General features: G+C 61.6%; 18 protein-coding genes and 2 pseudogenes. 6 read left to right on the plus strand and 14 right to left on the minus strand.

Annotated elements, in window-relative coordinates:
• Positions 1–64: 64 nt before the first annotated feature.
• From IEW34_RS18855 to IEW34_RS18880, 6 genes are all read right to left on the minus strand, one after another.
• The gene (locus IEW34_RS18855; protein ID WP_188610780.1) at positions 65–640 is read right to left on the minus strand and encodes a cytochrome P460 family protein; all 576 of its coding nucleotides are present in this window, start codon (positions 638–640) and stop codon (positions 65–67) included.
• Between the two features lie 216 nt (positions 641–856).
• Entirely contained in the window at positions 857–1,348 is a 492-nt protein-coding gene (locus IEW34_RS30315) for a class II fructose-bisphosphate aldolase (RefSeq protein WP_210324532.1), read from the minus strand.
• A gap of 122 nt (positions 1,349–1,470) precedes the next feature.
• A complete protein-coding gene (locus IEW34_RS18865) occupies positions 1,471–3,669 on the minus strand; it encodes a xanthine dehydrogenase family protein molybdopterin-binding subunit (RefSeq protein ID WP_188610781.1) in 2,199 nt (732 codons plus the stop codon).
• A 4-nt stretch (positions 3,670–3,673) separates the two neighbouring features.
• On the minus strand, positions 3,674–4,129 hold the full coding sequence (locus tag IEW34_RS18870) for a (2Fe-2S)-binding protein (RefSeq protein ID WP_188610782.1): 456 nt from the start codon (positions 4,127–4,129) through the stop codon (positions 3,674–3,676).
• 84 nt (positions 4,130–4,213) lie between these two features.
• Positions 4,214–5,131, minus strand: a complete 918-nt coding sequence (locus IEW34_RS18875; RefSeq protein WP_188611151.1) for an NADP-dependent oxidoreductase — start codon at positions 5,129–5,131, stop codon at positions 4,214–4,216.
• 326 nt (positions 5,132–5,457) lie between these two features.
• Positions 5,458–7,128 (minus strand): GMC family oxidoreductase, encoded by a 1,671-nt coding sequence (locus IEW34_RS18880; RefSeq protein ID WP_188610783.1) that lies wholly within the window; start codon positions 7,126–7,128, stop codon positions 5,458–5,460.
• 411 nt (positions 7,129–7,539) lie between these two features.
• Between IEW34_RS18880 and IEW34_RS18885 the strand changes: the two genes are divergently transcribed.
• The gene (locus IEW34_RS18885) at positions 7,540–7,881 is read left to right on the plus strand and encodes a hypothetical protein (protein ID WP_210324533.1); all 342 of its coding nucleotides are present in this window, start codon (positions 7,540–7,542) and stop codon (positions 7,879–7,881) included.
• Positions 7,882–8,282: 401 nt separating this feature from the next.
• Complete coding sequence (locus IEW34_RS18890; protein WP_188610784.1) at positions 8,283–8,687, plus strand: YybH family protein; 405 nt, start codon at positions 8,283–8,285, stop codon at positions 8,685–8,687.
• A gap of 316 nt (positions 8,688–9,003) precedes the next feature.
• Here IEW34_RS18890 and IEW34_RS18895 read toward each other — a convergent pair whose 3' ends face one another.
• A complete protein-coding gene (locus IEW34_RS18895; protein WP_188610785.1) occupies positions 9,004–9,381 on the minus strand; it encodes a c-type cytochrome in 378 nt (125 codons plus the stop codon).
• Positions 9,382–9,829: 448 nt separating this feature from the next.
• Between IEW34_RS18895 and egtD the strand changes: the two genes are divergently transcribed.
• The 4 genes and pseudogenes from egtD to IEW34_RS18910 all read left to right on the plus strand — a co-directional run bounded on the left by egtD (position 9,830) and on the right by IEW34_RS18910 (position 13,216).
• Positions 9,830–10,876 (plus strand): L-histidine N(alpha)-methyltransferase, encoded by a 1,047-nt coding sequence (gene egtD, locus IEW34_RS18900; RefSeq protein WP_188610786.1) that lies wholly within the window; start codon positions 9,830–9,832, stop codon positions 10,874–10,876.
• Positions 10,854–11,256: pseudogene (locus tag IEW34_RS30630) on the plus strand (Hsp20/alpha crystallin family protein). Before egtD ends, IEW34_RS30630 begins: the two are co-directional and overlap by 23 nt.
• A 175-nt stretch (positions 11,257–11,431) precedes the next feature.
• Positions 11,432–11,827, plus strand: a pseudogene (locus tag IEW34_RS18905) (S16 family serine protease); the annotation flags it as partial.
• 384 nt (positions 11,828–12,211) lie between these two features.
• Positions 12,212–13,216, plus strand: coding sequence for a helix-turn-helix transcriptional regulator (locus IEW34_RS18910; protein ID WP_210324534.1), 1,005 nt, complete (start codon positions 12,212–12,214; stop codon positions 13,214–13,216).
• Positions 13,217–13,506: 290 nt separating this feature from the next.
• On the opposite strand, the gene tal is transcribed toward IEW34_RS18910, so the two are convergent.
• The 7 genes from tal to IEW34_RS18945 form a co-directional block, all read right to left on the minus strand.
• The gene (tal, locus tag IEW34_RS18915; protein ID WP_188610788.1) at positions 13,507–14,544 is read right to left on the minus strand and encodes a transaldolase; all 1,038 of its coding nucleotides are present in this window, start codon (positions 14,542–14,544) and stop codon (positions 13,507–13,509) included.
• Between the two features lie 108 nt (positions 14,545–14,652).
• Positions 14,653–14,907, minus strand: coding sequence for a DUF2171 domain-containing protein (locus IEW34_RS18920; RefSeq protein WP_188610789.1), 255 nt, complete (start codon positions 14,905–14,907; stop codon positions 14,653–14,655).
• Between the two features lie 306 nt (positions 14,908–15,213).
• Positions 15,214–15,726 (minus strand): peptide-methionine (S)-S-oxide reductase MsrA, encoded by a 513-nt coding sequence (msrA, locus tag IEW34_RS18925; protein ID WP_188610790.1) that lies wholly within the window; start codon positions 15,724–15,726, stop codon positions 15,214–15,216.
• A 2-nt stretch (positions 15,727–15,728) separates the two neighbouring features.
• Positions 15,729–16,181, minus strand: a complete 453-nt coding sequence (msrB, locus tag IEW34_RS18930; protein ID WP_188610791.1) for a peptide-methionine (R)-S-oxide reductase MsrB — start codon at positions 16,179–16,181, stop codon at positions 15,729–15,731.
• Positions 16,182–16,843: 662 nt separating this feature from the next.
• Complete coding sequence (locus IEW34_RS18935; RefSeq protein ID WP_244642089.1) at positions 16,844–17,575, minus strand: peroxiredoxin-like family protein; 732 nt, start codon at positions 17,573–17,575, stop codon at positions 16,844–16,846.
• Positions 17,572–18,507: a LysR family transcriptional regulator gene (locus tag IEW34_RS18940; RefSeq protein ID WP_188610793.1), complete on the minus strand. Its 936-nt coding sequence runs from the start codon at positions 18,505–18,507 to the stop codon at positions 17,572–17,574. The genes IEW34_RS18935 and IEW34_RS18940 overlap by 4 nt, the downstream gene beginning before the upstream one ends.
• A gap of 174 nt (positions 18,508–18,681) precedes the next feature.
• Positions 18,682–19,335 carry a peroxiredoxin-like family protein gene (locus IEW34_RS18945; RefSeq protein WP_188610794.1) on the minus strand — a complete coding sequence of 218 codons (654 nt, stop codon included), beginning with the start codon at positions 19,333–19,335 and terminating at the stop codon, positions 18,682–18,684.
• Positions 19,336–19,504 lie beyond the last annotated feature (169 nt).

A 19,504-nucleotide genomic window follows, 5' to 3' on the forward strand; every position in this document is an offset into this window, starting at 1 on the left:
GCAGCCGACCCGACAGTAGGCCCCGCAAAAGGGATGAGAAGAAAGCATCGATACATCCGCCGACCTAGTGACGCAGGACGGGATATCCCTTCACATAAATCCAGTCCGTGGCCTGAGCCGGCACATGGCACGCCTGGCAATCAGTTTTGTAGTCGGTAGACGTAGTCTTGAGCGGCTTGTCCGCATCGAACCACGACCATCCCCAGCCGTCACCCCACAACGGGTTCCCGGGATGCGCTCCCTTGCTGTCTTTCACCATGACAAACCAGCCCTTGAGCTCGTCCTCATGGCTTACTGTGCCAGTGGTCATCTCGTTCGTCGAAGTCGCGAAGACCTCTTTCACGAGAACGGCACCGTCTGGGAAGCGCCCCGTTTTGCGGTAGGCGTCGATCGCCCCCGGGGAGGCGTAGACGGCGTGCATCTCCCTCGAGCCTTGCCCGTTCTCGCCGGCGATCGCCCAATTCCCAAGCGCTTGATATAGGGTTCGATAGTCTTCTGGCACACGCATCTGTCCACGGACGTCCACCACGCCCGTAGCCGGGTTGGCCGGAGCTGCTGCTTTCATCTGTGCAAGCGCCACGACAGTGCCGACGACCAACGAGATGGCCACAGCCAGGCCGACAGGCCTCCAGAATTTCATGGGTGTCTCCTTTGCTGACCACGCACGGCTCGGAGGCTCGGTGCAATGCCTTCAATCAATGTCGTGGTGGCCGTACGCTTCCGGCCCGTTCCTGCATGCCCGACGATGGCGCACAGGGGGCGATATTAGAAATTCCCTTTGAACATGCATTCGATAGGCATGAGATATCGTCGCCAAACAGCGTCGCGCGCATGTGTGTTCCGCTCGATGTCCTGATCAACCATCGAGGAGCACCCCGTACTCGGGGTGGCGGCCGGCGTAGGACGACATGAAAGAGCATTTCGCGATCACTCTCTTCCCATCCCGGCGCAATACTTCGAAAACGCCATGGGCCAAGCGCGATCCGTATCCCAATCCGGATAGTTCCTGCGGCACCTCGGTGTGGACGAGGACGCTTGGCTTGTTTGCGAGGCCGGCCTCGAGGCCGCACCTCCACGCAACGCGCAACTCGGTATTGATGTGGACGATGTTGATGCCTGCGGAGACGGCTTGGCGCAGGCTGTTGTCGTCGGTCCCTGACCCGCCATGCAGCGTCAGCAATGCCCCTGTCTCGCGCTTAATCCTCGATATCCTCTCGATGTCGAGGTGCTTCTTCACTTGCCCGCACACCATGCTGGGAAGCAGTCCGTGCATGTTACCGACGGCTGGCGTCAGCGTGTCGATGCCGGTATAAGATAGGGCTCTTCGCACAACTGGAGAGCGTCGCATTGACTCGACTATCCGACAGCTAGTTTTCTAATGACATGCCACCGGTTCGACCCGGTCGGTCTAGTCCGGCCAACACCGTCGTCCCGTGCTCACTTCGACGGGCATGGGACGATGGGGTGGGACTAAGACGAGGACTTCAGCGAGTTCGTATCGAACGGCAGGGAACGCAGACGCTTGCCGGTGGCGGCAAAGATCGCGTTGTTCACCGCAGCGCTGACAATGGCTGTTGGAGCTTCTCCAATGCCACCTGGAGCTTCCGCGTTCGTGATCAGGTGCGTTTCAACGACTGGCACCTCATCGATTCGCATCGGCAGATAGTCGTGGAAATTGCTCTGTTCGACGCGCCCATCCTTGAAGGTGATTAACCCATGGAGCGCGGCGGTCAGGCCGAAAAGGGTACCACCCTGGACTTGCGCTTCGATCGTATCGGGGTTGACGTACATACCACAATCGATCGCGCAGACGATCCGCGTAACCTTGATTGAGCCATCCGCCGCCACTTCAACTTCGGCGACCTGCGATGCGTAACTTCCATAGGCAAATTGTACCGAGATCCCGCGGCCATGCCGCGCGGGAAGTGGTAATCCCCATCCGGCCTTTTCCGCCGCAAGCGATAGGACTGCGAGCGCTCGTGGATTATGACCGAGCAATCCCTTGCGATAAGCGACCGGATCCTGCTTCGCGGCATGCGCGAGCTCGTCGATGAAGCTTTCGACCACAAATACGTTGTGCGTCGGCCCGACACCGCGCCACCACGACGTCCGCACGCCGGGTGGTTCAACCTGGACATAGTCTACGTGGATATTGGGCAGCGCATAGGGTGGCTCGGCCGCCGCTTCCACGGCATCGGGATCCAATCCATCCTTGACGTAAGGAGGATAATAGCGGGCCATGACAGAGGAGCCGGCGATCCGATGCGCCCAAGCGACGGGCTTGCCGGCTTCATCGAGGCCGGCCGATAGCCGGTCGAAATAGTACGGCCGGTACATATCGTGCTGGATGTCTTCCTCGCGACTCCAGATCACCTTCACCGGGCCATCGACGTGCCTGGCGATCTTAACGGCGAGGATCGTGCCATCGGGTTCCAGCCTTCGGCCGAACCCGCCGCCGATCAGATGGTTGTGGATCTTGATCGCGTCGATTGGCAGGCCGGTGAGCTCGGCCACCTGGGACTGCGTGATCGTAGGCGCCTGCGTCCCCACCCAGATGTCGCAACGATCCTTGCGCAGTTGGGCGGTGCAGTTCATGGGCTCCATCGCAGCATGCGCCAGGAACGGAACCTGATAGATCGCGTCAACCCGTTGCGCTGCAGCAGCGAGAGCCTTCTCCGTGTTGCCGTCGTTACGAGCGATCGCGCCCGGCTTTTTGGATTCTTGCTCCAATTGCCTGACGATATCCGCGTTGCTGACGTTGCCGTTCGGCCCGTCGTCCCAGATGATTGCGGCAGCCTCGAGCCCCTTCTTCGCCGCACCGTTGTGATCGGCCACTACGGCGACGGCCTCACCGATATCGACCACCTGCCGTACGCCCTTCACGGCCAGCGCGGCTTTCTCGTTCACTGTCTTGGCTTTGCCGCCGAGCACGGGCGTAATCGCAACCGCGGCAATCTTCATGCCAGGTAGGCGCTTGTCGATGCCGTAGAGCGCTCGGCCATTGACCTTGATCGACGAGTCCACGCGTTTCGTACGCGAACCGATCAAGGTGAAATCCTTCGGCTCCTTCAATTTGACGTTTGCTGCGGGGGGCACCGGCAGTTTCGCCGCTGCCTCCGCAAGTTCGCCATAGCTCAAACGCATCGAGCCCGACGCATCGAATACGGCGCCGTCCTTGGCGCGGCAGGTCATCGGATCGACACCCCAGCGCGTGGCGGCAGCTGCGATCAGCAGATTGCGACCCACGGCGCCGGCCTGGCGCAACGGCGTCCAAAAAGCCCGGACGGACGCGGAACCGCCGGTATTTTGAATACCGATGATCGAGTTAGCGTAAAGGGCATGATTTGGCGGAGCATGTTGAAGCTGAATCTGGTCGATCGGCACTTCCAGCTCTTCAGCGAGGAGCATCGAGAGCGACGTGTAAATTCCCTGTCCCATCTCGATCATCGGCATGACGAGCGTTATGGCGCCGGTTGGATTGATCCGGATGAAGCCATTTGGAGCGAAGATGCCCGTGACCTCGTTTTCGAGCACCGGTGCAGCGAAAACGGGCTCCGTGCTCGCAGCGGTCAACGCGAAGCCGAGCAGGAGACCTGTGCCTTGCAAAAAGGCGCGTCGCGACACTGCTGTGTTATCGGAAATCTGCGTTTCCGGATTTAGTCCGCTCATGATCTCACACTCCCGCAGCGTGTTTGATCGCGGCGCGGATCCGCTGATAGGTGCCACATCGGCAGACATTACCCGACATAGCGGCATCAATATCGGCATCCGTCGGCTTTGGCGTGTCCTTCAGCAACGCCGCCGCCGACATGATCTGGCCCGACTGGCAGTAGCCGCATTGCACCACCTCCAGGTCCAACCACGCTTTCTGGATGGCCGCGCCTTGCGGCTCTCGGCCGATCGCCTCGATGGTAGTGATAGCACTGTCGCCGATGCTCTCGACGGGGGTGACGCACGACCGCGTCGGCGCGCCGTCGACGTGCACGGTGCAAGCGCCGCAGAGAGCCTGACCACAGCCGAACTTGGTCCCGGTCATGCCGAGCACGTCCCGGATGACCCACAGCAGCGGGATGTCGCCGTCGACATCGACCTTATGGGGGCTGCCGTTGATCTTCAACGTGAATGCCATAGGTTCCTCTCAATGCCGCGGGCTGAAGGCCGCCGGCCGCGATCCCTGCCGAGCGTCCTGCATGCGACAAATTGCGCTTCTCGCTTACGGGCGAACGCGGATGATCGTTTTGCCCGCGCGACGCGTGGTCGAGTTGAAGGCGGCGACGGCGTCATCGAGTGACGCGACAGCGCCGATATTCGTCCGCAGTCGCCCGTCCCGGACCCGCTGGACAATCTCGCTCAATTGGGCACGATCGGACTCGACAACGAAGTCGACCGCCAAGCCATCGACGGGCCGCGCCTCGGCCGGTCCGACGATGGTCACCAGCGTTCCTCCGACGTGGATCAGGGCCGCGGAGCGCTTCTGGATGTCGCCGCCGATGACATCGAACACCAGATCGACGCTGCCGACGTCTTCCAGAGCGTCATTGTCCAGGTCGATGAACTCGTTTGCGCCGAAATCCAGCGCCTTCTGACGGTCGGCGGCGCGTCCGGTGCCGATGACATAGGCTCCGACTTCTCGTGCGAGCTGCGTCACCATCGAACCGACCGCGCCGCCGGCTCCGTGCGCGAGAACGCTCTGTCCTGCCTGAAGGCGGCCGTGCAGCAACAAGCCCTGCCACGCGGTCAGGCCCGAGATCGGCAGGCTCGCGCCCACCGTGAAATCGACATCGCCCGGCAATGGGGCCAGGTTGCGGGCCTCCATCGCGACATACTCCGCCAGCGTGCCGTCGCGGTGCCAATCCGCAAGGCCGAACACCCGCTGTCCAACCGACAGCCCCGTCGTTCCATAGCCGAGGGCGGTGACGACGCCCGCAAGTTCGTGCCCCGGGATGGAGGGGGTCCGGTCCTGGTCGCGGCGATCGGCCCAGGTGGAGGGCCAACCCAGCTCGGTGTTGACGAACCCCGCAGCGTGAACCTGAACGACGACATCGTTGATCGCCGCCTGCGGCTCTGGCCTCTCAGCCAGCTTCATCCCGGTCGTTCCTGCGGCCTGATCCTTCACGATAATTGCCTTCATGCCCATCGCTCCTCTGTTCGTGTCTGTTTGATCGCAGGACGGCGCAAGCATGGCGATCAGTCAGTCACCCCTGCGAGCGGATAATCGTCTTGCCCTTGCACCGCTCGGTCAGGTTCAGAGCTGCGCCGGCATCGTCGAGGCTCGAGATTGTCCCGATATTCGTCCGCAGACGCCCGTCCCGAAACCGCTGGACGATCTCCGCGAGTTGAGCTCGATTATTCCCGATTGTTCCGGGGAAGTCGCTGATCGCCGTGGAAGTCAATTACCCGCCGGGCGTGTGTGATGCTCCTTGGCTTCAGTTGCATCAACTTCGATTCCCGGAGGGCTTAGAAAGCTAAGGCTGAACTAGCAAGGTCGATGCACGAGACACCGCTGCCTTCTTCGCGTCGCACCGGCGGCCTCCGGGTCATCTTCAAGTCTTCGACGAGCATCGCCGATGCATGTCGTGCGAGCGCCTGGGTCGGAGCATTGGTATTGCCGCTGGTGATGGTCGGCATGATTGAGGCATCGATCACGCGCAGTCCATCAACGCCGCGGACCCTGAGCCTTGCGTCGACAACCGACCTTTCGTCCTGACCCATCCGGCAGGTGCCGACCGGATGCCACATCGTCGTCACAGCGCGCTTCGCCCATTCGGCGATCTCGGCGTCCGAGCGGATGCCCGGCCCGGGCTCCATCTCTTCCTCGATCACCGGCGACAACGACTCCTGCGCCATGACCTTGCGGATCGCGTGCACCGATTGCACCACGGCCTTCAGGTCTTCTTCCTCGCCGATGAAATTCGGGTTGATGAGGGGCATCGACGTTGGATCGCTGTCGGCGAGGCGCACCCAGCCTCGGCTCTTGGGTTGAAGTACAACCAGCTCGAAAGTGATGCCGGAGCGGTCTCCTGTGGCCTTGAGGTCCTGGTTCGCGATAACGGGAGCGTGATAGCACTGGATTGTTGGATCCGCACTGAAGTCGGACGGGTTCCAGTGGGACACCGTCTCGATGCCAGTACCCGCGGCCGGGCCATCCTTGGTGACGAGATAGCGCAGGCCTGCCTTCACGGTGCCGAGACCATGCGCGGCGGCCTGATAGCCGAGATCGCCCTTCACATAAGCGCGGACAGGCACCATCGGGTGGTCATGGAGATTTTCGCCTACTTCGGGTGAATCGACGATCACGGCAATGCCGTGCTCGCGGAGCTGGATGGCCGGCCCGACACCCGAATGCATGAGAATCTTGGGACTATGGACGGCGCCGGCGGACAGCACGACCTCGCCAGCCAAGATTGTCTGGAGTCCGTTGTCGCTCAGCTCGACGCCGACCGCGCGATTGTTTTCGATAAGAACACGCGTGACGGTCTTCCCGGTGAGAAGGATTACCCGACCAGACCTAAGGTGCGGGCGCAAATAGGCGTCGGCCGCATTGCAGCGGCGGTGATTCCCGACCGTCGACTGGACGGGGGAAACGCCGATCTGGCTCTTGCCGTTATAGTCAGGATTGAACGGGAGCCCGTATTCCTGGAAGGCCTTCAGGCAGTACTGGTTCAACTTGTTGATGCCCTTGGGCCACGAAACCGCCAGACCGCCATTGATGCCATGATACTCGTCGTGGAAGGTGTCGTTGTCTTCCTGCGCCATGAAGATGGGAAGAAGGTCTTCATACGACCATTTCCCAGTGTCGCCGACCGCGTCTTGCCACGCCGCGAAGTCGCGCTCCTGACCACGGACGTAGGCCATGGCGTTGACCGAGGAACCCCCGCCTAACACTTTGCCAGAACGATAGGCTTTCTTGTTGCCGTGCTGGGGAACGGTCTCGTACGTCCAGACATGGCGGTCGTTGGCCAGCATCAGGGCAAAGCCGGCTGGAATGTGGATGAATGGATCGCGATCCGTGTCGCCTGCTTCGACCAAAGCGATCGAAGCATCGGTATGTTCGGCGAGATAACTTGCAACGACGCAACCGGCCGCGCCCGCGCCAACTATCACAACGTCGTAGGATTCCTCGGACATCGGTGTCTGTCTCTTCCGCGCTGTTTGCATCGTCAAACGAACGACATCACCTGCGGCACCGTCACGGTGGCGGTTGTCAATGACGGCTGACCGGCTTGCGAAAATGACTTTGGATCGGACGTGAGGGAAATGACCTCTAGACATAGAGTCGATAGCTGATCGTTATGGGAGACCGTCTGACGCGCGATACCGGGCCATCGAAGTTTACTCGGCGCGCGAATGCGACAAGGACGTTCGTCATGCTATTCTACATCACGACGAAAGCTATAGCGCTTGGATCCTATGCCTGCATGGGCCGCATAACTGACGGGCATCGGAACGATTACCGCGACAGCCTCGACATCGAGGGATAGGTTCGTGAGGGTATGGGGCGATAACCAGGCGAAACACATGCCACGAACGGAGCAATACATGCCCTCGACGGAAGGTTCAGTGGTTAAAGATGGCGACCGGATCAGCTCGGCCGACATCGTCGGCGCGTTGACGCGAGCATCTTTCACTTACGCCGACGGCGCGACGCAGGTGTTCACCCCTGACGGCCGCACCGTCTATACGGAGAAGGGGACCCCTTCAGCCGGAGAGTGGAAAGTGGACGACGACGGGCGGTTCCAGTCGTTCTGGCCTCCGTCGGTATACAGCACCTACGACCTCTCCTGGATCGCCGGTGCGAACGGGGAAGCAATTGGGGTCAGGTTCTCAGACCCCAAACGAGCGGCAACGTTCGACGGCCGATACACCCCCGGGCTTGGGTGATCCAGAGGTTTGGCGCTAGTTGCTCAAGTTGCTTAGCCGCTCCGTCGGCTGCTGCGCTTTGAAGTGCGACGCGAAGCCGGGGCCCGACCGCGCAGGCGGCCACTTTCGCCGGGACGTTGAACGTCGATAAAACGCCAGTTAACCTTGCTTCTCGTCCCCCGCGAATGCGCAACATTTGCGGGGGATCCTAGGCAGTGGACGAAGCACGGTCAGAGAGTGCCACTGAGCGCCCGGTTCCTTGCTACTCGACTAAGTTGAAGGTCAGGCAGCTCGCTATTCCGCATCGCTATCAAAGCGATAAGCATCGGCTATTGGAAAGTGCGTCGGGCGCCAGGATTAATAGCCGCAGCAATGCCCGTCTTTCCGCATCAAAGTCTAGCGGCGTGAACAGGAGCCCCCTGATGTCTGAGAAATTTCTCCTCCCCAGCAAACCCGAAGACGCTATCCCGTCGCTCGTCGAGCGATTTAACTCCGGCGACGTAACAAATCAGATGGCCATGTACGCACCCGAAGCCGTGTTCGTCGCGAACGATGGACGGGTCGTCACTGATCGCGGTGAGATCACTGCCATAATCGGACGCGATATTAAGCTCGGCTTGCCGCTGGCGACTAACGTGCGACATATGTTCGTCGCCGGCGATACCGCGCAGATCGTTTTGGCTTGGTCAATTGCGGGGAAGGGTCACGACGGCAAGGACGTGCACTTGCACGGCACTGCTTGCGACATCGTGCGTCGCGGCGCGGATGGGTTTTGGCGATACATTATCGACAACAATCAAGGCACGGCGGTGCGACGGGCCGCCTGACATACCTGCTTCACCGCTGCTGTCGAGCACGGAAACCTCCTCGGGCCCTACGGTCGATGAGGGTGGGGATAAGGGATCTTGGCGACCCACTGGACCGGTTGAACGTGAGTAGGTGAAGTCGTGGGGCTGTCGGCGTCGATGGCCGCTGCGACGAGATTGTCGCTCACTTGACGGCGGCAGCCTGCAGGTTCTCGATGAGAATGCGCCCTCCGAGACTGAAAGGGTATATCGAAAGGATGAAGCGACCGCATATCCCCGGCCGTCATTCGGCGCGGCCGATGGACGGGGCGTTTCCGGCGCCTCGTTCATCAAGGCGCTACTTCAACGTCGCAAGATAGGCAACGAGATCCATCCGGTCCGTCGGATTTTTCAATCCAGCGTAGGGCATTTTGTTTCCGGGAATCGCCTTCTGTGGTGATTCAAGATAGGCATCGAGGGTGGTTGCATCCCAGACGATCTCGGCGTTCTTCATCGCGTTGCTGTAGCGAAAGCCCGCAGCCGAGCCCGCTTTTCTGCCGACGACGCCGCCCAGGCCCGGTCCGACGCGATTGGCCTGGTCTGGCGCATGGCATGCCGAACAGGCTTTGAAGACGGTCTTTCCATGCCCGGCGTCCTGGGCATGCCCCGGAGTTGTGATTACGCCAGCAAGCGCGATCGTGGCGACAAATGCAACGAGTGTGCCTTCAGTTTTCATCGAGAATATCCTTTTTCAAGCTTTGGTAAGACACGAAAGCTCGGATGGAAGGACTTGCCATCCCGACCATCGGTCATTGGGGTTGCAGGGCCCACCCGCCGGGCGAGACGTAACCCGTAGTGTCATCGGCAACCCCTTGCTGCCCACGCGCATCACAAGGGTTGAAGATCGATCACGAGGTGTGAAATTAGAAATTCCCTTTGGACATGCTTTCGATAGGCACGGGGTATCATCGGCCATGGATCCTGAGCACCGTCCGTGCGCCACTCCGGATCGCGATTCCGGGTCGCCTCAGAGATTACGGTGGCAAGCGAAGGCGGCCTGTGGGTCTGGACGAACGGCGACGGATTGTGGATTCGCGGTGCGGGCTGTCGACCTATTTTCGCCGCCCCGGCGGCGTTCGTCCCGCGGCACTCCCGTTCGGGCCATTCAAGGAAAAAACCCGTCCATGCACGATCTTTCTGCGTCACTGTCGCATAGCGACCACGACCTCTTTCGCGCCGACGTCGTCGAGGGGTTGAGCCACATTCAAAAAGCAATCCCGTGCCGCTGGCTGTACGACGAGCGGGGTTCCGACCTGTTCGAAGAGATCACTCGGCTTGACGACTACTACCCGACGCGCACGGAGACAGAGATCCTGCGAACGCGCCAACGCGCGCTCCGCGAATACGCTGGGCCGGGGCCAATTCTGATCGAGTACGGCGCGGGCGCCGGCGTGAAAACGGAGCTCGTGCTGGAGGCGCTCGAATCGCCACGGGGCTATGTCCCTATCGACGTCGCGCGCGAGTACCTGCTGCAAACGGCACGCAGGATGGAAAGCCGCGCTATTTCTTTGTGGGTTCGGCCTGTCGAACGCGACTTCCTGAGCGCTTTCGAGATGCCCGCGGGCATGCCCGCAGGCCGACGCGTCGGATTCTTTCCCGGCTCGACGATCGGAAACCTCGACGCCGACGACGCCGAAGCGTTCCTCTCGCAGATGGCGCGCCACGTGGGACCCGATGGCGCCGCGTTCGTTGGTGTTGACCTCGTAAAGCCGGTCGAGAGGCTGCTACGGGCCTACGACGACAGCGAGGGCGTAACGGCACTGTTCAACCTCAACCTGCTCGCCCGCATCAACAAGGAACTCGCGGGAGACTTCCACCTCGATCGCTTCCGGCATGTCGCGAGGTGGAACGACGCCGAAAAGGCGGTTGAGATGCACTTGCTGAGCCTCGCGGAGCAGTGGGTCTCCATCGGTCAACGCCGGTTCCACTTCCGGAGTGGCGAGACCATCCACACGGAGAGTTCGAGGAAATACGATCGCGAGGGGTTCGCTGCGCTCGCGATGCGTGCGGGCTGGCGGGTATCGCAGGCCTGGGAGGACGACGAGCGGCTGTTTTGTGTGTTCGCGCTCTCGCCGCGCGTCACAAACCTCCACGCCGACATGACACCTCGCGGGGTCGTCGCAAACACCATCAGTCGGGAGAGGGTCGATGCAGCGCACGGACCACGTTAACTGGATGCTCTCTGCCGCCCTCCTGACGGTCGCGCGCGCAGAGAGAATGCAGCAGCACTTTTTGAAGCTGCTGCCTCGCGAGGGCGCGCGGGAGCCATGTTGGGAACCACCCGTCGATGTGCTCGAGACGGAGACGGAGATCCTGATCCTCATCGCGCTTCCAGGCGTCGCGCCCGATGATGTCGAGGCGGTAATCGATGGGGACGCCCTCGTCGTACGACCGCGTGCCGCCGGCGGAACTGCGAGATCCGCGGATCCACCGCTTGGAGCTCCCACAGGGTTGTTTCGAGCGACGCCTCGTGCTGCCGCCTAGGCTGTACGCAATAGCCCGGTTCTCCGGCCATGGGTGCGTCGGTCTCCGTCCCAACAAGTCGGCCTGAAGGGGAGACTATGCCAGACTTCGAAGCAACTTCGGCCGACCAAGACGGCGCGCGGGCCTCGGTCTCAATCCCGCAAGACGCAGTGCCGATCATTCCGCCCGCAATACTGTCCTGTTCCCCGGCATGGTCGCGCCGATACCACTGAGTTTCGCCGTCGTCTGTCGCGGCTGCCCAGCACGTGCCCGCCGGTGCGACGCCAAAGGACGGACCGAGTGCCGGCGTGGCGATGTTCACAGCCCTTGCGTCCCTCGTCACAGGTCGCAATGTCCGCAGCGACACGGCGATGACCGGGGAGATCTCGCTGCGGGGTCTTGTGCTGCCCGTAGGGGGGATCAAGGAGAAGGTCGCCGCCCCCGCGGCCGCTGGCTTATCGCGGGTTCTGCTGCCCGCCCCTAACCGCCGTGACTACGACGATGTCCCTGCCGGCGCCCGCGACAAGCTCGAGTTCGTGTGGCTTGACCGTGTCGACGGCGCGATCGCCGCCGCATTGGAGGAGCACGCAACTCCGGTCGCTCCTGTGTCAGGTGTCCGGACCGACCAGTCCGCGGTCGCCGCGCGGCAAGCGCGATGATGCCGCGACCGAGGCGTTCGACAACACTTTGTGGCGGGTCGGTCAGGAGCGACACGACGTGTCGTCGGTCTATGCCCCCAGGTTACGGGGAGTTGGACTGAATTCATAGACGTGCGCCTGCGCCACAACGTGCGATAGGATATTCATGTTTCGCCTGCATATATCTAATTCGGCCGCGGTCACTACTCGCTAACCCAAAATTGCGTGATAGTTCTGCGTCTTCAGTTGAAGTCAACGAAGATTGGACCGATCAAAAACCCAGATCAGGTTGGAGCGCGGAAGGCCCTTCAGCCAGCCGCGTAGGCCGTCTGTATGAGGTGGCATCATCCCGCTGCCTCGAAGCCGAGCTGATGTGGGCCAGAGCACCATAAAGGCTTCTTGTACGTGGTAGGCGAGGCGATCTGGCGTATTTCCCGACAAGACCTGGACGAGTTGATGACGACTTTGGACGTCACCTCCGTCCGGCTGTCGGAGTGCGCGCTTGCGGCGGATGCCCACCTGGCCGTCGGCCGCACAGGGACGCCCACCATTCACTACTGTTTTCGCGGAACCGGGTTCATCCTCCTTGACGATGACGCACCGATACGCCTGGCACCACACACGTTGGTGATCATCCCGCCTGGGCGGGTGATGACAATCGCGGCAACGCCCCATCTGGCCACACTGCGGAGCGTCGACAAACACAATCATTATGACTTCACGCTGGGGTCGCTACAGCGGCACACCGTCGGACATGGAGCGCCTTCGCTGGTGCTCGCCTGCGGGCCCTTCCAAGCCAACTACGGTCCGGCGCTCGACTTGTTCGCCTCCCTGGCGACGCCCGTCGTCGAGAAGTTCGACGTCCATGACCAACTCGACCAGGTGATGACCTATGCCATGGCGGAGCTCACGGCCCAGAACGTTGGCGAAGGGGCGATGTCGGCGGCGCTCCTGAAACTTGTTCTGCTCGCGTTGCTCCGGCGCTGCCTAGTCTCGACGAACCGTTGGGTGGAGCGTTTCTCGATATTGAGCGATCCGCCGATCGCGCGAGCTTTCGCCGCCATGACCTCCCGCCCGGCGACCCCACACACGGTCCATAGCCTGGCGCACGCCGTCGGTCTCAGCCGCTCGGCATTTATGGCACGATTTTCCGCGGCGTTCGGAGAATCGCCGATGTCGTTGCTCCGCTGCGTGCGAATGCGCCACGCGGCGGACCTGCTCGCGGCAAACGCTCTGTCAATCGATCAGGTCGCCTTGAACGCTGGCTACCAGAGCCGGAGCAGCTTTACGCGCACCTTCCGCAGGTATTACGACAGCGATCCCTCAGAATACCGTGCCAAGGCGCAGCGCGCGTCATCGGATCGAGCGACGCCGACCGAAGACGCGATTGAAGAATCTGACGCGGCGTAACGCCGCCCGTCGCTAGCGATAGCCCAGCCGCTGTAGCAGGACTGCGCTGAAATCCGACGGACGCGCGGGAAGGCGGACCCTCTGGGCTTGGCGGTGTAGATTCCGCACACGGTCCGTCACCCAGCCAACTTTCCGACCAAAGCTCCGTCGAATGTCGGCTCCGGAGATGCCGATAGCCCCCGGTGGGGGGGCAAGGCGCCGGTCGATGGTGCGAACGCCGTTCGTATGGAAGCGCGCGGCCGCGCCGCGAAATCATTTTGCCTTCGCGTTCGATGTCGCTTGCGACGACGTCACGGGATTTGTTGCAGGCGTTCGGCGATCGTGCGGCGGAGTGTCTTCAGGTCGTGCGCGAATGAGCGTATGCCTTCGGCGAGCTTCTCAGTCGCCATCGCGTCTTCGTTCATGATCCACCGGAAGGTTGTCTCGTCCATCGGGCCTTCGGGATCCGGATGCTTTATGTCGACCGCGTCTTCGCTGACGAACCAATGACAGATCCTGTCTTCCGCAGTTCGCAGCGAACGTGGCTCCACGGCGGTGGGCGCCAGGACGCGTTTCAGCTCGCCGTCCTCGGACGCAAGCGCATCCATCAGGCGTGGCGCGATCGTGAGCCGGTCGCATCCGGCAAGCGCCTTGATCTGGCTGGTGTTGCGAAACGACGCACCCATCACGATTGTCTGGATGCCGTTCGACTTGTAGTACCCGTAAATGTCTCGCACGGACTGGACGCCTGGATCTTCGCCGGCTGCGAAGTCCCTTCCATCAAACTTCTTGTGCCAATCGTAGATGCGACCCACGAACGGCGAGATGAGGAAAGCGCCGGCCTCGGCGCTGGCGATCGCCTGAGCTCGGTTCAGCAGCAAGGTCATGTTGCACTTCACACCCTCGGCTTGGAGGATCTGCGCGGCGCGTATCCCCTCCCAAGTCGACGCAAGTTTGATGAGCACGCGCTCGCGAGCGACGCCTCTCTGTTTGTAGGCGTCGACGATCTGACGGGCCCTCGCGACGGACGCTCCGATGTTGAACGACAGGTTGGCGTCAACTTCGGTTGAGACGTAGCCCGGCACGAGCCGTAATAGCTCGACGCCGATGGCGACCGCTATCCGATCGGCTGTCGCGGCGGCTACGCGCCCGGCGTTGCCGCACTGGTTTCGTCCCCACTCCAACGCCTCGTCGACGACATCCTTGTACTCGGGAGAGTCGACCGCCTTCAGGATGATGGTCGGATTCGTCGTGCAGTCCACCGGTTTGAGGCGCCACACCGCGCTGAGATCGCCGGTGTCGGCGACGACCGTCGTCATTGCGCGGAGTTGATCCAGTTTCGACGCCAAAGCTTTCTCCTTTCGATTTCGGCGCGAGCTTTTGCGCGAACGCGATCTGCCAGCGCGGATGCGGGCTTCTCTGTCGGACGCGAGCCCGAGCCGTTGAGCAATGTCTGCTCAGACGGGTCTTCCCGACCGCTCTTCCTCGAATGTCACCGCAACGGCCGCATTCGCGGAAAGACGGACCTTCTGACCCTCGACATCGGCGACGAGTCCAAGGTCGATGAAATGCGCGTGGTCCTTGTGCCGGCCCTCGCCGCTGTCGCGCTTAGCGAGCTTGATGCGACCGTTGGCAACGCCCTCGACGGTGCCGACATGGACGCCGTCCGCGCCGATGACCTCCATGTTCCGCGCGTTCTTGTCGTTGGCCATTTCGTCTCTCCTTGTGATCTGATTGATTTCGTTGGAGCTATACGTCGTCCCCGCAAACGGCCACCACATGTGCACCGGGAAGAAATTGCGATAGGTTGCGCGGAGGTGCCTCGGTGGCGTTACGCAAGAGTCGCCTCGCAAAACGAACTGCCCCGACATGAACTTCCCATTATACTCGCCGACCGCGCGGAGGCGCGGATAGGGCGAGAATGGGGTCCCCGAACATCTGCTGCAGCCCGGCTTTTCGGGGGGACGTCGGTTTTGGCCTAAGGCTATCGACATCCAGGAAGTTGCCGTCCACCGCTGTCAGGCGGCGTTCCTCCGCGGCAACTTCCAATCGGGCCGGACGAAGTGGCAGGTGTAGCCGCCCGGATAGCGTTCCAGGTAATCCCGGTGTTCAGGCTCGGCCTCCCAGAAATCGCCGGCGGGAGACAACTCGGTCACGACCTTACCAGGCCACAGCGTTGAAGCCTCGACGTCAGCGATCGTGTCTTGCGCGATGCGCAGTTGTTTCTCGTCGGCGTAGAAGATCGCCGACCTATAGCTCGTGCCACGGTCGTTGCCCTGGCGGTTGGGCGTGGTCGGGTCGTGGATCTGGAAGAAAAATTCCAACAGATTGCGAAAGCTTGTTTTGCTCGGATCGAAGATGATCTCGAGCGCTTCTGCATGCGTGCCATGGTTGCGGTACGTGGCGTTCTTCACGTCGCCACCCGAGTAGCCCACACGCGTCGAGACGACGCCGGGCAAGCGCCGTACCAGCTGCTGCATTCCCCAGAAGCAACCGCCGGCCAGGATCGCGCGTTCTGTGGTCGCTGCCATCGTCAGGCCTCCTGCTTGTCAAAGAGCTTCGCGTACTCGCCATACCCTTCGCTTTCAAACCGATCGCGGGGGATGAAACGAAGGGACGCCGAGTTCATGCAATATCTCAACCCGCCCTTGTCGCGCGGGCCATCGGGAAAGAGGTGTCCTAGGTGGCTATCGCCGTGCTTGGATCGCACCTCTGTCCGTGTCATGCCGTGCGTGCGGTCGACCTTCTCGACGAAGTTGGCGGCCTCGAGCGGCCGCGCGAAACTGGGCCAGCCGGTGCCGCTGTCGAACTTGTCGAACGACGCGAAGAGCGGTTCGCCGGAAACCACGTCGACGTAGAGGCCAGGCTCCTTTCTGTTCCAATATTCGTTTGAAAAGGGGCGCTCGGTTCCGTCAGTCTGTGTCACGCGATACTGCTCGGGCGTCAGCTTCGACACCGCCTCGGGGCTTTTCCTATAGGCCGCCATTTGCTGAGTTCCCTTTAGTCTCGTCTTAAGATAGGTATCGGTTCGGTGAGCGTCCAATCACCTGCGGCTATCGAAACGATACCCTGAGGATGGCGGCTGGAGGTGGTTCAATCCGCCGAAGCCAATTCCGTTGCCTTACCCAGAAGGGTTGACATTGTTGGGACCGACCTTTGAAGCAGCGCTCGCCGCGATACCGAGTGGTACGGCGAAGGCGTACACAAGGATGCGCGATATGACGTCACGGTGCGGCGGTCCCGTGACGGAAAGCGCACCAGCCTGTTCGCACGCCCGCTCACCGGTGGCGATCTGGTCAGCTTCAACTTTTACCGCCTCAGGTCGGGAGAGAGCTCGTCGCGACCATGTGAAATGCGGGCCGAGAAGGTTATTGCATTTGTTCTGGGGTATGTCCCCGATCCTCCAAAGACGTGAGCGAGGCTGCGCTGCCTCCCGCTGCCTCAGTTTCACCGACGGCTAAATGGCCCGAGGCTCGGTTTACCTGGCGTTTTGGGTGGCCCGGCGAACGACGCGCCGGTCGAGGCGCCGACCGTCCCTATGGCTACGTCGGGAAGCCCACGAGCCCCGGTCCCACTTGCGGCGCCGATACGTAACGTCGTGCGGTCGATGACGTCGAGGTATCGGCGCATGGGACCGCTTCTTCTCGGCTAGGACATGGACATCGCCTGCCGCAGTGAGGTCAGAATTTGCGCCGGTTCCTCCCGTATCGTGAAGTCGGGCTCGACAAAAGCGCTGCGGATTTGACCGTCCCTGTCGATCACGTAAGTTGCCGGAATGGGCAGCTTCCATTCCAGCGATCCGTGGCGTGCACCGAAATCGAAGCCCAGACCGGAATAGTGAGCTTTGGTTTCATCGGGTACCCGGAACAGGACGCCGTATGATTCCGCAACCCCGTAATCGACGTCGGCGAGCACCATTAGATCAAGCCCCAAGCTCTGCTTGAGTTCCCGTGGAAAATGCCTCGTTTCGGGTGTAATAACCGCGAGAGTAGCGCCGACGTTCTCGAAATCATCCTTGGCGCCCTGGAGGGCGCACAGCTCAGCGGTGCAGAACGGACACCAGCCGCCACGAAAGAAACTCAGGACGAGCGGGCCGTTGCGGCGAAGCTGATCGGAGGAGTGCAGTCGCCCGTCCGCGTCCGGCAGCAGGAAGTCCGGTGCGGTGTCTCCGACCTTCAACGCGCGCGCCGGCACGTTCGAGTCGCGGAGCCATTTGACGAGGTGGTTATACGACTGCCAGTCGGCGTCGGTGAACGTCGTCAACAGCTCAGAGCGGGTCTCGGCGAGTGTCTTGTCGGTCCGGTTTGGCATCGAGGAAGTGTCAGACTGCAGATCAATTGGCTGGACGCAGGTACCTCGCGGCATACGAGTTGTGGTCATGCCGACGCGCCCGCCACTTGGGGGGCGAGCGCTTGCGGTATGCTGCGCTGCGCAACGTCGATCGACCAGTCGCGAAGCCGGGCGACCTTGACGAAAGCGTCGAGCGCCGGTGAGTAGCGACGCCCCTGCACAGCCAGTAGCCGCACCTCCCGCGAAACCTGGTCGCCTTTGAGTGGTATGATCTTGAGGGTTGGAAGACAGGGCATATGCTCGGGCGCAAGGATCACGCCGAAGCCGGCCGCCGCCATATGCTGAAGGTGCAAGTCATGACCGCTGCAGTGCCCGAGCTGAGCCGATTTCTCAGAGAAAAAAGACTGCTTGATCTTTGGAAAGACGTCGCATCCGTCGCGATCGAGCAGGATGGTCTCATGTAGGTCGTCGATACCGATAGAGGATCGGTTTGCCAGCTGGTGGGTCGGCGCAAGAAGTGCGACGTAGCGTTCCTCGAACAGTGACCAGCCGTCTATGCGGTCGGGCATGTCCTGCACATCTCCGACCACCGCGGCATTGATCTCGCCCTCAAGCAGAAGATTGACGAGGTTCTCGGCGGAATTCTCGCGCAATTCGACGTGAAGCCCGGGGACGAATTTCGCGATCTCAGCGATCGGATCAAGGACCAGTGACGCCGAGATGGACGGCGCTAGACCGATCTTCAGCGGCGCGACTTCCTTGCGTTGGAACTCCCGTGCCTTCCGGCGCACCGCTTCCGCGGAGGCCAACGTGCGTTCGAGCATCGGCAGCACTTCTTTTCCAAGGTCGGTGAGCTGCGTCAACTGACGCTCGCGGTAAATCAGCTGGCCGCCGAGCTCCTGCTCAAGCTTCTGCACCCCCTTGGTCAAAGCGGGTTGCGTGACGTTGCACTGTTCGGCCGCGCGGGTGAAGTTGAGCGTGGACGCGACAGCGAGGAAATAGCGAACTTGATGAAGCTCCATCGGGCATTCTCCGTCAAGTTGCCCCTGACAATACTGACAAGGCTTTGCACTCGACGGCGTGAACAAGCACGCCGTTATCATGGGCCATGGATGCCACTTACAGCCGCGTGTTGGAATGGCTAGCCGTCTCGGTTTGGACGCGCGGACACGCTTTCTGGAGCCTCTGAAAGAGAGCTAGTGCGCGGCGAGGTGGGCCAGCACCGGGAACACCTCCGACGGATCACCGCGCTTTGTGTAGTCGGAGCTGATGTCGGCGTATTCAACCGCCCCGGTGGGCGCCACGACGTATCGAGCCGGCATGGTCAGGGTCCAGCTCGCATCGCCATTGAAGGCCGCAAGATCGAGCCCGCTTTCCAGCTCGACCGCGCGCAGCTCGTCGGGCGCCTTCCACCGCAGGCCGAATGCGTTCGCGACCCTGCCTCCCGGGTCGACCAGGCTCTCGAATGAGAGACCGTTGCGTCTTTGCGTTTCCAAACTGTTATCCGGCGTCTGCTGGGAGACGACGACCAACGATGCACCCAGCCTGCGTATGTCGTGAGAGGCCAATTGGATCGCGCGAAGGTCGACCGTGCAATATGGGCACCACCTACCCCGGTAGAAGGCGAGCACAACCGGCCCGCGACATATTGCATCGCGGGATGAGAACGCCTTGCCATTGCCGTCACGCAGACGAAAGGCGGGGGCTTCATCCCCGGCCTGCACAGCGCGCTCGGCCAAACCGGATGTGACAAGCCCATCCACCGCGCGTCGCCGAGCGAGCGTGGCGTTTGGCGGGCTTTTTGCCAGATCCTCGGCTCTTACGGCGTCAAGTTTGTCTTGGAGTGACATCTGTCCGCTCGTCGCGGATTGTCCACGACCCTATGAGATAATCGTCCGTACACCGGTGCTCGGGTAGCCCTCGCTCGCAAGTTTGAGTTATTTTTGTCATGCATGAGTGAGCGTCCGCGAGCGAGGTGGCCTATTTCATACCATCTCGCGGACTTGCCGGCCTGGGCGA

Origin of the sequence: Chelatococcus reniformis, assembly GCF_014640075.1 — a bacterium.
Classification (GTDB): Bacteria; Pseudomonadota; Alphaproteobacteria; order Rhizobiales; family Beijerinckiaceae; genus Camelimonas; species Camelimonas reniformis.